The following is a 13,629-nucleotide window of genomic DNA, read 5'->3' on the forward strand; positions in this document are numbered from 1 at the left end:
TACTGGTTTACCGCACCCGTGTGACAGGGTTGAACTCACGCGACAGTTTTATACGCGCGTGACAACAATGGCGCAGCAGAATTACTCATTTTGGCGCAGATCTTGAGGCCCGGACGTAGCAGCATCGAATCATGGGGGTAAGGCGGGCCGAGCTGGCCGCCGAATCGGGCGCGTCGGGGGACGTGGCCCGTTCGGGGGGACCGGCCGATGAATATTTGCGTGGCCGGGAGCAGTCGGAAAACTTCCCGGTCGCGCTGCGCGTGCTGCCCAAGCGGCTGCGCGTGCACCTGGCCGCGGTCTACGACGTGGCCAGGGTGATCGACGATCTGGGTGACCAGGCCGAGGGCGACCGGGTCGCGCTGCTGGAGGAGTTCGGCGCGGACCTGGCCGCGGTCTGGCGCGGCGACACGCCGAGAGCCCCGGTGCTGCGCCGGCTGGCGCCCACCGTGCGGGCCTGCGGGCTGTCCCAGCAGCCGTTCGACAACCTGGTCCTGGCCAACCTGCAGGACCAGCGGGTCAGCGAGTACCAGACCTACCAGGACCTGCTGGGCTACTGCACGCTGTCGGCCGAGCCGATCGGGCGGATGGTGCTGGAGCTGTTCGGGGTCAGCACGCCGCGGCGCGTCGAGCTGTCCGACCGGATCTGCACCGCGCTGCAGTTGATCGAGCACTGGCAGGACGTGGCCGAGGATCGCCGGGCCGGGCGGGTCTACCTGCCCCAGGAAGATCTGGACCGCTACCATGTCTCCCCGGCCGACCTTGACCGGCCGGAGGCGTCCGAGGAGGTGCGGGCGTTGCTCGCGTTCGAGGCGGGGCGGGCCGCCGCGCTGATGAACGAGGGCTTGCCACTGCTCGGTGAGCTGCGGGGGTGGGCGAGGCTGGCGGTCACCGGCTTCGCGGCCGGCGGCCTGGCCGCGAACGATGGGCTGCGGCGCGCCAAATGGGATGTTATGTCGGGTTCTCCGTCGGTGCGACGTTCGGACGTCCTCCGGCACCTCATCGGGTTGTTGATGCGTAGAAGGGTGGCATCGTGACGAGCACGCTCGACGATGCGTACGGGCTGTGCGAGTCGATCACCAAGGAGCAGGCTCGCAACTTCTACTACGGCATCAGGCTGCTCCCAGCCGAGAAGCGCGGCGTGCTGTGCGCCGTGTACGCGCTCGCCCGCAGGGTGGACGACATCGGCGACGGGGACCTGCCGCAGGAGCAGAAGGTGACCGCGCTGGCCGAGCTGCGCGCGTCGCTGTCCGACATCGACAGCGCCTCCGATCCGGTACTGGTCGCCGTCGCCGACTCCGCCCGCCGGTTTCCGATCCCGCTCGGGGCGTTCGGAGAACTGATCGACGGCGTTGAAATGGATGTGACGGGCCGCACCTACGACACCTTCGACGAGCTGGTGACCTACTGCCGGTGCGTGGCCGGCGCGGTGGGTCGGCTGTGCCTGGGGGTGTTCGGCAGCAAGCCGCACCCGGAGGCGTCGAAGTACGCGGACGACCTGGGCATCGCGCTGCAGCAGACCAACATCCTGCGCGACATCCGGGAGGATCTCGGCAACGGGCGGATCTACCTGCCGCAGGCCGACCTGGACACCTTCGGGGTGGAGCTGGCCCTCGACGAGCAGGGCGCGCTGGTGGACAAGGACGGCGGGCTGACCGCCTTGATCGAGTTCAGCGCGGCGCGCAACCGCGAGTGGTACGCCGACGGGCTGCGCCTGGTGCCGCTGCTCGATCGGCGTAGTGCGGCGTCCTGTACCGCTATGTCCGGTATTTACCGCAGGCTCCTTGATCGGATCGCGGCCACGCCGTCGGCGGTGTACGACCGGCGGCTGTCGCTGTCCGGCTGGCAGAAGGCCGGCGTCGCCGTCCGCGCGCTCGCGGGGATGGCGGCGTGACCGGCTGTAGATCCGGCGCCCCCGTCGGGTGGTGGCGCCGCGGCGCGGTCCGGCCGAGATTCCGCGGCCGGTTGAGCTTCGGGGGCGTCCCGCTCGGCGCCTCCGGGCGAGGAGTGGTGGGGTGAGCGGAAGTAGTAGGTCACTCGGCTCGGTAGCCGTGGTGGGTGGCGGTCTGGCCGGGATCACGGCGGCGCTGCGTTGTGCCGATAGCGGGTATGACGTCGCGTTATTCGAATCTCGTCCCTGGTTGGGCGGTTTGACGCATTCGTTCCGTAGGGGCGAGCTGGATGTGGACAACGGGCAGCACGTCTTCCTGCGCTGCTGCACCTCGTACCGGGCGCTGCTGGACCGGCTCGGAGTGGCCGACAAGGTACGGCTGCAGCCCAGGCTGGACATCCCGGTCCGCTCGCCGCTGCACCCGCGGCCGGCGCGCCTGCGTCGCAACAACCTGCCGGCTCCGCTGCACCTGGGCGGCGCGTTGGCGAAATATTCGCTGCTCAGCCCGGCCCAGCGGATCAGGTTCATCCGGGCGGCGCTGGCGCTACGCAAGATCGACCGAACGTCGCGTGCGGTCGACGAGCGGAGTTTCGGTAGCTGGCTTCGGGAAAAAGGACAGGATGCGCTCACCGTGAGCGCGCTGTGGGACCTGGTCGGGGTGGCAACGCTCAACGCCACCGCCGACGAGGCGTCGCTTGCCCTGGCGGCGATGGTGTTCCAGGTCGGGTTGTTGACCGACGCTGGCGCGGCGGATATCGGCTGGTCGCTGGTGCCGCTGCGGCAGCTGCATGGTGAGCCGGCCCACCACCGGCTGACCGAGGCCGGTGTCGAGCTGCGCACCGGTACGAAGATCGACTCGGTCGAGCCTCGGGGGGACCGCTGGCTCGTCGGTTCAGGAGGGGAGGAGCACATGGCCGATCAGGTCGTGCTCGCGGTACCGCCGCGGGTGGCCGAGCGGCTGCTGCCACCGGGCAGTGTCGCGCTGCCGGCCGGCTGGTCAGCGCGGCTGGGCAGTTCGCCGATCATCAACGCGCACGTCGTACTGGACCGCCGCGTGATGGACGGTCCGTTCGTGGCCGGCGTGTCCACCCCTATCCAGTGGGTGTTCGACCGGACCGAACATTCCGGCCTGGCCGGGCGGCAGCGCTCGGCCGGCGGCACGGAACCGGACGGCCAGTACCTGGCCGTCTCGCTGTCCGCTGCGGACGACATGATCAACAAGACGGTCGCCGAGCTGCGTGAGTGGCTCATGCCGGAGCTGACCGCGCTGCTGCCGGGGGTACGGACCGCGACGGTCCTGGACTTCTTCGTCAGCCGGGAGCCGCACGCCACCTTCCGGCCGGGTCCGGGCAGCGCGGCGCTGCGCCCCGGTGCCGCCACCGCCGCACCCGGCCTGTTCCTGGCCGGCGCCTGGACCGACACCGGCTGGCCGGCGACCATGGAGAGCGCGGTGCGCAGCGGCGAGTCCGCCGCCGCCGAGGTCCTGGCCCGCCGCGGCGTACAGGGTGTGGCAGCGTGACCGCCATGCTGACCAGCCTGCACCGCAGCCGGGACGCGGTGGCACCCGCCATGCGCGAGGCGGTGCAGCGACTGGATCCCGCCAGCCGGGCGCAGGTCTCCTACCACCTCGGCTGGTGCGACGTGGACGGCGCGCCGGCGGAGGGCGGCGGCGGCAAGGCCGTGCGCCCGGCGCTGGCGCTGCTGTCGGCCCAGGCCGCCGGCGCCCCGGCCGAGGTCGGGCTGCCCGGCGCGGTGGCGGTCGAGATGGTGCACAACTTCTCGCTGCTGCACGACGATCTGATGGACGGCGACGAGGAGCGCCGGCATCGCCGCACCGTGTGGGCGATCTGGGGCGCGCCGGCGGCGATCCTCGCCGGGGACGCGCTGCTGGCGTTGGCCCAGGAGGTGCTGCTGGAGTCGCCGTCGCCGCACGCGGCCACCGCCGCGCGGCTGCTGGCCACGACCACCCGCGAGCTGATCCGCGGCCAGGTCCAGGACCTCGCCTTCGAGCACCGCCGCGACGTGACCCTGGCGGAGTGCCTGGACATGGCCGGCGGCAAGACCGGCAGCCTGCTGTCGGCCAGCGCGGCGATCGGCGCTGTCCTGGCCGGTGCGCCGGAGGCCACCGTGGGCGCGCTCAGTGTGTTCGGGGCGCAGGTCGGCCTGGCCTTCCAGCTGGTCGACGACGTGCTGGGCATCTGGGGCGACCCGGCGGTGACCGGCAAGTCCATCTTCTCCGACCTGCGGTCGCGCAAGAAGTCGCTGCCGGTCACCTACTCCGTGGCGAACTGCCCGGAGCTGGCCGAGTGGCTGGCCGCGCCGGGCGAGCCGGACGACGCGCAGCTACGCCGCGGCGCCGAGCTGGTCGAGGCGGGCGGCGGCCGGGAGTGGGCGCTGGCCGAGGCGAGGCGGCGCATGGCGCTGGCCGAGGACGCGTTGTCCGCTGTGGACATTCCCAGCCAGCCCCGGGAAGAACTCATCGCCCTGGGCAACTTCGTCGTCGATCGGGACTCGTGAGGGGGGCGGCATGACACACACCATGGCCGCGACCGCGGGGCATGAGGACGAAACCGCGATACCAGAGATCGACGCCGTGGAGCAGGTCATCACGGCCGCGCGGGTCGCCGCCGGCCCGGAGGGGCCGGCGCCGGCCCGCACCGCCGCGGACGCCCTGGGCGCCGCGGTGGCATACCTGCGTTCGGTGCAGGACCCCGCCGGCTGGTGGAAGGGCGAGCTGGCGACCAACGTGACGATGGACGCCGAGGACCTGCTGATGCGCGAGTTCCTCGGCATCCGGCAGGAGCGGGAGACCGAGGAGGCGGCCCGCTGGATCCGCTCGCAGCAGCGCGAGGACGGCACCTGGGCCACCTTCGAGGGCGGGCCGGCCGAGCTGTCCGCCACGGTCGAGGCGTGGGTCGCGCTGCGGCTGGCCGGCGACCCGACCGACGCGCCGCACATGCTGCGGGCCAACGAGTACATCCTGGCCAACGGCGGACTGGAGAACACCCGGGTGTTCACCCGGATCTGGCTGGCGCTGTTCGGCCTGTGGTCCTGGGACGACCTGCCCGACCTGCCGCCGGAGCTCATCTTCCTGCCGTCCTGGTTCCCGCTGAACGTGTACAACTTCGGGTGCTGGGCGCGGCAGACAGTGGTGCCGCTGACCATCGTCGGCAGCCTGCGTCCGGTGCGGTCGCTGCCGATCGGCGTCGACGAACTGCGCACCGGCGCCCAGCCGTCCCGCAGGGCTCCACTGTGGAGCTGGAACGGGGTGTTCCAGCGGTTGGACAAGGTGCTGCACTTCTACGCCAAGCACCCGGTGCGGCCGCTGCGCCGGCTCGCCCAGCGCCGCGCCGCGGAGTGGGTGCTGGCCCGGCAGGAGGCCGATGGTGGCTGGGGCGGCATCCAGCCGCCGTGGGTGTACTCGCTGCTGGCCCTGCACCTGCTCGGGTACGCGATGGACCACCCGGCGGTCAAGGCGGGCATCGAGGGGCTGGAGGGCTTCCTGATCCGGGAGGACACGCCCCGGGGCCGGGTACGGCGGCTCGAGGCGTGCCAGTCGCCGGTGTGGGACACCGGGCTCGCGCTGACCGCCATGCTCGACGGCGGGGTGCCCGGTGACGACGAGGCGGTGCTGCGCGCCACCGACTGGCTGATGGACGAGGAGATCCGGGTCAAGGGGGACTGGTCGGTACGGCGGCCGAACCTGGCGCCGGGCGGCTGGGCGTTCGAGTTCGCCAACGACGGCTACCCGGACACCGACGACACCGCCGAGATCGTGCTGGCGCTGCGCCGGGTGAAGCACCCGCGGCCCGAGGCGCTGCGCGCGTCGATCGACCGCGGTGTCGCCTGGACGGTCGGGATGCAGTCCCAGGACGGCGGCTGGGGCGCGTTCGACGCCGACAACGTTCACACGCTGGCCAACAAGCTGCCGTTCTGCGACTTCGGCGAGGTGATCGACCCGCCGTCGGCCGACGTCACCGCGCACATCGTGGAGATGCTGGCCGCCGAGGGGCTGACCGAGGAGCCGTCCACCCAGCGTGGGGTCCGCTGGCTGCTGGACAACCAGGAGCCGGACGGCTCGTGGTTTGGACGGTGGGGCGCCAACTACGTGTACGGCACCGGCGCGGTGGTACCGGCGCTGGTGTTCGCCGGCACCGATCCGGCCTCGCCGCCGATCCGGCGCGCGGTCGCCTGGCTGGTGGAGCACCAGAACCCGGACGGCGGCTGGGGCGAGGACCTGCGCTCGTACGTGGACCGGTCGTGGGCCGGCCGGGGCAAGTCGACCGCGTCGCAGACGGCGTGGGCGCTGCTGGCCCTGCTGGCCGCGGGGGAGCGCACCGAGGCGGTCGAGCGGGGCGTGGCGTTCCTGGTGGACACCCAGCGGCCCGACGGCAACTGGGACGAGCCGGAGTTCACCGGCACGGGGTTCCCCGGCGACTTCTACATCAACTACCACCTCTACCGGGTGGTGTTCCCGGTCTCCGCGCTCGGCCGGTACGTGCGGATGGCTTCGTGAATACCGACGCGACGGTCGATACCGACGATCTGCCGGCCGGCGTTGGCCGGCCGGCGGCGGTGGTCTGTGCCCCGATGCGGGTGGAGCGGGCCGCGCTGCGCGGCGCCGGCGTTTCCGTGCTGCGCAGCGGCATGGGCCCCCGGCGCTCGGCGCGCAGCGCGGCCGGGCTGGCCGGCGCGCCGGTGCTGGTGGCCGGGCTGGGCGGCGGGCTGGACCCGGCGGTACGGCCCGGCGACGTGGTGGTGGCCAGCGAGGTGCGCGGGCCGGCCGGGCAGCGGGTACCCAGCCCGTCGGCCCCGCTGCTGGCCGGGGCGTTGCGCCGGCAGGGCCTGAACGTCCACATCGGACCCATCCTGTCCAGCGAGCGGGTGGTCGACGGCGCGGCGCGGCGGGAGCTGTCGGGCAGCGGAGCGCTCGCGGTGGACACCGAGTCGGTGTGGCTCGCCCCGGACGGTCTGCCGTTCGCCGCAGTCCGGTCCATCGTGGACACCGATGCGAGTCCACTGTGGAGTATGGGGGCGGCACCGCGGGGCATCCGGGCGCTGCGCGCGCTGCGCCGGACGGTGCCGGCGATCCAGGAGTGGATCGCCGCGCTGGGCCCCCGCGAGGTGCTGCTGGCCAGCCCGCGCTCGTTCTGTGCCGGGGTGCAGCGGGCCATCGACGTGGTGGATCGCGCCATCGACCGGTACGGTGCACCCGTCTACGTACGCCGCCAGATCGTGCACAACGCACACGTGGTACGGCAGCTGGAGCGGCGCGGCGCGGTGTTCGTGACCGAGGCGGACGAGGTGCCGCCCGGCCGGGTGCTCGTCTTCGCGGCGCACGGCGTGACCCCGGCCGTGCGGGCGGAGGCCGACGCGCGCGGGCTGACCGTCATCGACGCCACCTGCCCGCTGGTCAGCAAGGTACACAGCGAGGTGCGCCGGTACTCCGGCCGGGGCGACACGGTCTTCCTGATCGGCCACGCCGACCACGAGGAGGTCGAGGGCACAGTCGGGGAGGCACCGAGTAACGTCATCGTGGTCGAGGACGCCGCGGCTGCGGCCCGGGTCGCGGTGCGCGATCCGGCCAGGGTGGCGTACGCGATGCAGACCACACTGGCCGTGGACGAGGCCGAAGAGATCGCGGACGTGCTGCGCCGGCGTTTTCCGGCGCTGCAGGGCCCGCGCCGGGACGACATCTGCTATGCGACGACCAACCGGCAGGAGGCGGTCCGCGCCATTGCCGGCCAGGCCGACCTGGTGCTGGTCGTCGGTTCGGCGAACTCCTCCAACTCGGTGAGGTTGGTGGAGGTCGCGCAACGGGAGGGGGTACGGGCGCTGCTGGTCGATGACGCTGGCCAGGTAGACCTGCGCGCGCTGGTGGGGGTACGCAGCGTCGGCATCACGGCCGGGGCCTCCGCCCCGCCGCATCTCGTGGATGAACTCGTGCACTGCCTGTCCGGCCTCGGTCCGGTCGAGGTGCGCGAGACACAAGCTCAACCAGAGAATATTCATTTCACATTGCCCAGGGAGGTGGGCTGACCGATGGCTATGCCGTTGCGTCAGAGCATTCGACTTGGCAGTTATCTGATGAAGCAGAAGCTGCTGCGCCGAGACAAGTTCCCATTGTTGGTCGAGCTGGAGCCGCTGTTCGCGTGTAACCTGAAATGCTCGGGCTGCGGCAAGATCGCGCAGCCGGCGTCGCTACTCAAGCAGCGCATGCCGGTGGAGCAGGCGGTAAACGCGATCGAGGAGAGCGGCGCGCCGATGGTGTCCATCGCGGGCGGTGAGCCGCTGATGCACCCGCAGATCGATGAGATCGTCCGCCAGCTGCTGGCTCGCAACAAGATTGTCTTCTTGTGCACCAACGCGCTGCTGCTGTCCAAGCACATCCACAAGTTCAAGCCGCACCGCAACTTCTCCTGGATGGTGCACATCGACGGCCTCAAGGAGCGCCACGACGAGTCGGTGAACAAGGAGGGCGGCTTCGACGGCGCGGTGGAGGCCATCAAGCTGGCCAAGGAGTCCGGCTTCCGGGTGATGACCAACACCACCTTCTTCAACACCGACAGCCCGCAGGACGTCATCGGGGTGCTCGACTACCTCAACGACGAGGTACACGTGGACAACATGCAGCTGTCACCGGGGTACGCGTACGAGAAGGCGCCCGACCAGGAGCACTGGCTGGGCGTGGAGGAGACCCGGGAGCTGTTCCGCAAGTCGTTCGGTGACGGCCGGCGCAAGAAGTGGCGGCTGAACCACTCGCCGGTCTTCCTGGACTTCCTGGAGGGCAAGAAGGACCTGGAGTGCACCCCGTGGGGCATTCCGTCCTACTCCCTGCTGGGCTGGCAGCGCCCGTGCTACCTGCTCGATGACGGGTACGCCAAGACGTACCGGGAGCTCATCGACGAGACCGACTGGGACAAGTTCGGCCGGGGCAAGGACCCGCGGTGCGACAACTGCATGGCGCACTGCGGGTACGAGCCGACCGCGGTCATCGCGACCTTGGGCTCGCTCAAGGAGACACTGCGCGCCGCCGTCGGTGCGTGACCCCATGTCCATCGTGGAGGGTATTTCCGGACCCGGGCAGCTGCGCGAGCTGCCCGAGTCCGACCTTCCCGCGCTGGCCGCCGAGATCCGGCAGCGGCTGATCGATTCGGTCAGCCGCACCGGCGGCCACCTCGGGCCGAACCTGGGTGTGGTCGAGCTGACCATCGCCCTGCACCGGGTGTTCTGCTCCCCCCACGACGCCATCGTGTGGGACACCGGGCACCAGTCGTACGTGCACAAGATGCTCACCGGCCGGCATGACGGGCTGCCCGGACTGCGCCAGACCGGCGGGATGTCCGGGTACCCGAGCCGAGCCGAGAGCCCGCACGATCTGGTGGAGAATTCGCACGCCTCCACGGCTCTGTCCTATGCGGACGGACTGGCGAAGGCGTTCGCGCTGGGCGGTGGCGACGACCGCGCGGTGGTGGCCGTCGTCGGCGACGGGTCGCTGACCGGCGGGATGTGCTGGGAGGCGCTGAACAACATCTCCGCCGCCCCGGACCGCCCGGTCATCATCGTGCTCAACGACAACGGCCGCTCGTACGCCCCGACGGTGGGCGCGTTGGGCACCCACCTGGCGGCGCTGCGCGGCGGGCTCTCCGGGTCGCTGTTCGAGCAGTTGGGACTCGCGTACCTCGGCCCGGTCGACGGCCACGACACCGGTGCCCTGGAGGCGGCGCTGCGCAAGGCCCGCGCCCTGCGTGCCCCGGTGGTCGTGCACTGCCTGACCCGCAAGGGGTACGGGTACCCGGCGGCCGAGGCCGACGAGGCGGACCGGATGCACACCATCTCCCCGGCGAAGCCGGCCGGCACGCCGTCGCGTCCCACGTGGACGGACGCGCTGGGCGACGAGCTGGTGGAGATCGGGCAGCGCCGTCCCGACGTGGTGGCGATCACCGCCGCCATGCTGATCCCGACCGGCCTGCAGGCGTTCGCCCGGCGCTTCCCGGACCGGGTCTACGACGTGGGCATCGCCGAGCAGCACGCGGTCACCTCGGCGGCGGGGCTGGCCATGGGCGGTCGGCACCCGGTCGTGTGTGTCTACGCGACCTTCCTCAACCGCGCGTTCGACCAGGTGCTGATGGACGTGGCGCTGCACCGGATGCCGGTCACCTTCGTGCTGGACCGGGCCGGCGTCACCGGCAGCGACGGCCCGTCGCACAACGGCATGTGGGACCTGTCGCTGCTGGGCATGGTGCCGGGCATGCGGGTCGCCACGCCGCGTGACCGCCGGCGCCTGGGCGAGCTGCTGTGCGAGGCGGTCGATCACGCCGACGGGCCGACCGCGCTGCGCTTCCCCAAGGCCGAGGTGGCCGGCGAGCTGCCGACGGTCGGCCGGCTGGGCAGCGCCGACCTGCTGCGGGCGCACTCCGATCCGGACGTGCTGATCGTGTCGGTCGGCCCGATGGCCGGGGCGGCGCTGGCCGCCGCGGACGAGCTGGCCCGCCAGGGCGTGTACGCCACCGTCGCCGACCCCCGCTGGATCCTGCCGGTGGACCCGGCCCTGGTCCGGGCGGCGGGCGGGTACCGGTTGGTGGTCACGGTCGAGGACAGCGGCGAGCACGGCGGGTTCGGCGACGCCTTCGCGCGGGCGGCCCGCACCGCGGGAATCGACCTGAGGCTGCGCACCCTGGCGCTGGACCAGCGGTTCCTGGCGCACGGCGAGCGCAAGGCGATGCTGGCCGAGCAGGGCCTGGACGGGCCGGGCATCGCCCGGACGGTGCTGGGGGCGCTGGGTACGGCCGGCACCACGCTGACCCTGCGGGAGACCCCCGCGCTCCGGGTCGGCTCGGTCGCCCCGGTCGCCACCCCCTGAAAACGACCGGTCCGGCTCGGCGCGTCCCGCGCCGCGCCGCGACCCGGACGCACCAGTCGCCCAACCGGCGCTGGGCCGGCGTGGGGTCCGGTGTGGGGCCGGGGCGCCGGGGCCTCAGCCGATGCCCAGGGAGGTCCAGCCGCGGTCGGGGAACCCGGCGGCGTCGGCCACCCGCGCCGAGGCGAAGTTGTCCGACGCGTGCTGGTACGTGGGCACCGCGCCCTCGTCGAGTACCCGGCGGGCGGCCTGCGCCACCAGCCGGCGGGCCAGCCCCCGACCCCGGGCCGGGGGCTCGGTGCCCACCGCCAGCTCGTACCCGTACTGGTTGTGCCGCTTGAGCCCCACGCCGGCCAGGTACCCGCCGGTGTCCGGGTCGGCGGCGATCAGCACCTGATGGCCGAAGACGCGCAGCCACTCCGGAACCACCGGATCGGAGCAGTCCACCCAGTTCCCGGCGTCCTCCAGCGGTGCCGGACGGGTGCTCCACCGGAACACGCCGGTGTAGACGGTCCGCCCCGGCTGCCCCACGGCGTCCGGCAGCTCGGCGAGCAGATCCTTCCGGCCGGGCGCGGCGTCGGCCAGCCGCCGGACCGCGTCGAGCCGGTCCGGCGGCACCGACAGCACCGTGCCCTGCACCGCCCGCACGCCGATCAGCGGGTGTATCGCGCCGTCCCAACCGGGTTGCTGCCGGCGGGCGGAGCCGATCACGGACAGGTCGGCGGTGGCCGGCCACTGCCCGAGCCAGTGCGCGAGGTGCCGTCGAATGCGCGGGTCCATGTAGGTCATCATCTCTGCTGACCGTGGTGGCGGTTGGCCCGCATCCCGAATGGTCAGGCTCACGGTCGCGTGTCGCCGCCCGGCGTGGCCTCGACCGCCCGGCGGACCGCGCGGGCGACCTGCCCGAACTCGAGCTGGTCGCGGGTGGCGAACAGGATGACCTCCCCGCCCCGGTACCGGGCCAGCAGCTCGTACGGGGCCGGCCACCGGCGCAGGCAGACCAGCCCGACCAGGCAGGGGATCAGCAGCGCGGGCGGCGCGAACAGCCAGGCCGCCGGCGCGTTGACCAGGCCGATCAGCAGTGCCACCAGCGGCACCTCGGCAGCGGCGATGACCAGGCCGACCAGCGCCCCGGGGTGCGTGGAGCCGCGCGCCCTCATCAGGTCGGCCAACTGGCAGACCTGGTACCGGTACGGCCCGACGAGGATCTGCCGGCTGGTGACCAGGATCCCGGGCCGGCGCAGGTAGACGATCGGCTCGGGCGGCGTGGCGGTGCGGGCGGGTGGGACGCGGTCGGCACTCATGGCACCCTCCTGAAGGTGGCGTGGTTCCCGGGGGTTGCCCGAGGACGGAGGCCGGTGCCGGGGTGGGTGGGCCGTGCGGCACCGGTGACGGCAGGTGATCCCTCGGCGGGGTGATCGGGGCGCTCGCCCGTGGAGGCGGTGCCGCGCCCGACCGGTGGTGCGGGGTCGGCGGTGGCCGACGGTGGTGCGGGGTCGGCGGTGGCCGACCGGTGGTGCGGGTCGGCGGTGGCCGACGGTGGTGCGAGGGTCCGCCGAGGCCGGGGGTGGTGCGAGGCCGCTTGGTACGGGAGCCGTGACGGCGACCTCGCCGAGCCGGAGATGCATCGACGCCGTTGTCGCCTTAACGTCCATTAAGCATCCCGCGACTCTTGGATGCAAGTGCAGATTCGGTCTCCGTCTTGCGCCATGCGGGAAGACTTGCGCTACGGTATCCATCGATGCCCGCGAAGCCGAGCCCGACGATGCTTCGCCGCCAGCTCGGTGCGGAGCTGCGGCGGATCAGGGACCGTGCGCAGCGCACGGTGGCCGATGTCGCGGGCCAGCTGGACTGGTCGGAGTCGAAGCTGTCCCGCATCGAGACCGCCAACACCGGCATCCGCGCCGCCGACCTGGACCGGCTGCTGCGGCTGTACGGCGTCGACGACGCGGAGCATTCGCGACTGCGCGCCATGGCCGCACAGTCCCGGCAGCGGGCCTGGTGGGAGGCGTACGGCGGCGCGCTGGCCGACGCCTACGAGACGTTCATCGGCTTCGAGACGGAGGCCACCTCCATCCGGGCGTACGAGGCGCAGGTGGTCCCGGGCCTGCTGCAGACCGCGGAGTACGCCAGCGCCGTGACGCGGGCGTCGTTCCCACCCGACCAGCTCGACGTGGTCGAGCAGCGGGTCGCCGTGCGGATGGCCCGCCAGGCGGTGCTGACCCGCCAGCCACCGCCGCGGCTGTGGACGATCCTCGACGAGGCGGTGCTGCGCCGCCAGGTCGGCGGCCCGGACGTGCTGCGCCGCCAGCTGTTGCGGCTGAACGAGGCGAGCGAGCGCAAGGTGGTCACCATCCAGGTTCTGCCGTTCGCCGCCGGGGCGCATCCGGCCCTGGCAGGATCGTTCATGGTGCTGGAGTTCTCCGGAGCCGCGGAACGCCCGCTGGTCTACAGCGAGGGTGCGACCGGCGGCGTGTTCCGGAACCGACCCGAGGATCTTCGAAGCTACGAGAGCAGCTTCGAGGCGCTGGGCGCCGCGGCGTTGACGCCGATGGAGTCGATCGAGTTCATCGGGGCCGTGGCGCGCGGCGAGCGCTGATCACCAATCAACAGAAGGGAAGTGGCAGGGATGTTCCCTGCGTTGGAGCGGGACGGCCTGGCCTGGCGTAAGAGCAGCCGCAGCGCCGCTAACGGCGCGTGTGTCGAGGTCGCCCCCCTTCGCGACGGGGTCGCCGTGCGCGACTCCAAGGACCCCGACGGGCCGATGCTCCGGTTCGGCGAGCGGTCCTGGCGCGAGTTCATCGGCGCCGTGAGTGCGGGCGGTTTCGACCACCCGCACGAGTAGATCCAAGGCCCGGGCCTCCGCGTGGCGCGAAGGCCC

Annotated in this window: 12 protein-coding genes and 1 pseudogene; 11 read left to right on the plus strand and 2 right to left on the minus strand. The window is 72.3% G+C overall.

The window, feature by feature from the left end; translation table 11 throughout:
- Nucleotides 1-131: 131 nt before the first annotated feature.
- The 9 genes and pseudogenes from hpnC (at nt 132) to ABEA87_RS29920 (ending at nt 10,751) form a co-directional block, all read left to right on the plus strand.
- Complete coding sequence (gene hpnC, locus ABEA87_RS29885; protein ID WP_345635265.1) at nt 132-1,034, plus strand: squalene synthase HpnC; 903 nt, start codon at nt 132-134, stop codon at nt 1,032-1,034.
- Nucleotides 1,031-1,891, plus strand: a complete 861-nt coding sequence (hpnD, locus tag ABEA87_RS29890; RefSeq protein WP_345635267.1) for a presqualene diphosphate synthase HpnD — start codon at nt 1,031-1,033, stop codon at nt 1,889-1,891. The genes hpnC and hpnD overlap by 4 nt, the downstream gene beginning before the upstream one ends.
- Nucleotides 1,892-2,051: 160 nt before the next feature.
- On the plus strand, nt 2,052-3,407 hold the full coding sequence (gene hpnE, locus ABEA87_RS29895; RefSeq protein WP_345635360.1) for a hydroxysqualene dehydroxylase HpnE: 1,356 nt from the start codon (nt 2,052-2,054) through the stop codon (nt 3,405-3,407).
- Nucleotides 3,408-3,412: 5 nt separating this feature from the next.
- The gene (locus tag ABEA87_RS29900) at nt 3,413-4,405 is read left to right on the plus strand and encodes a polyprenyl synthetase family protein (protein WP_345635361.1); all 993 of its coding nucleotides are present in this window, start codon (nt 3,413-3,415) and stop codon (nt 4,403-4,405) included.
- Nucleotides 4,406-4,415: 10 nt separating this feature from the next.
- Nucleotides 4,416-6,404 carry a squalene--hopene cyclase gene (gene shc / locus ABEA87_RS29905; RefSeq protein WP_345635269.1) on the plus strand — a complete coding sequence of 663 codons (1,989 nt, stop codon included), beginning with the start codon at nt 4,416-4,418 and terminating at the stop codon, nt 6,402-6,404.
- Between the two features lie 74 nt (nt 6,405-6,478).
- Nucleotides 6,479-6,886: pseudogene (locus ABEA87_RS42750) on the plus strand (phosphorylase family protein); the annotation flags it as partial.
- Between the two features lie 90 nt (nt 6,887-6,976).
- A complete protein-coding gene (ispH, locus tag ABEA87_RS42755; RefSeq protein ID WP_425570977.1) occupies nt 6,977-7,927 on the plus strand; it encodes a 4-hydroxy-3-methylbut-2-enyl diphosphate reductase in 951 nt (316 codons plus the stop codon).
- Between the two features lie 48 nt (nt 7,928-7,975).
- A complete protein-coding gene (hpnH, locus tag ABEA87_RS29915; RefSeq protein ID WP_425570976.1) occupies nt 7,976-8,935 on the plus strand; it encodes an adenosyl-hopene transferase HpnH in 960 nt (319 codons plus the stop codon).
- Between the two features lie 4 nt (nt 8,936-8,939).
- Nucleotides 8,940-10,751 (plus strand): 1-deoxy-D-xylulose-5-phosphate synthase, encoded by a 1,812-nt coding sequence (locus ABEA87_RS29920; protein WP_345635272.1) that lies wholly within the window; start codon nt 8,940-8,942, stop codon nt 10,749-10,751.
- 114 nt (nt 10,752-10,865) lie between these two features.
- Here ABEA87_RS29920 and ABEA87_RS29925 read toward each other — a convergent pair whose 3' ends face one another.
- Nucleotides 10,866-11,528, minus strand: a complete 663-nt coding sequence (locus ABEA87_RS29925) for a GNAT family N-acetyltransferase (RefSeq protein ID WP_345635274.1) — start codon at nt 11,526-11,528, stop codon at nt 10,866-10,868.
- Between the two features lie 59 nt (nt 11,529-11,587).
- Nucleotides 11,588-12,052, minus strand: a complete 465-nt coding sequence (locus ABEA87_RS29930) for a DUF6232 family protein (protein ID WP_345635275.1) — start codon at nt 12,050-12,052, stop codon at nt 11,588-11,590.
- A gap of 437 nt (nt 12,053-12,489) precedes the next feature.
- Between ABEA87_RS29930 and ABEA87_RS29935 the strand changes: the two genes are divergently transcribed.
- Nucleotides 12,490-13,347 (plus strand): helix-turn-helix domain-containing protein, encoded by an 858-nt coding sequence (locus tag ABEA87_RS29935; RefSeq protein WP_345635277.1) that lies wholly within the window; start codon nt 12,490-12,492, stop codon nt 13,345-13,347.
- Between the two features lie 30 nt (nt 13,348-13,377).
- On the plus strand, nt 13,378-13,593 hold the full coding sequence (locus ABEA87_RS29940; protein ID WP_345635279.1) for a DUF397 domain-containing protein: 216 nt from the start codon (nt 13,378-13,380) through the stop codon (nt 13,591-13,593).
- The last annotated feature ends 36 nt before the right edge of the window (nt 13,594-13,629 follow it).

This window comes from Rugosimonospora acidiphila, assembly GCF_039543385.1.
GTDB classification, from domain to species: domain Bacteria; phylum Actinomycetota; class Actinomycetes; order Mycobacteriales; family Micromonosporaceae; genus Rugosimonospora; species Rugosimonospora acidiphila.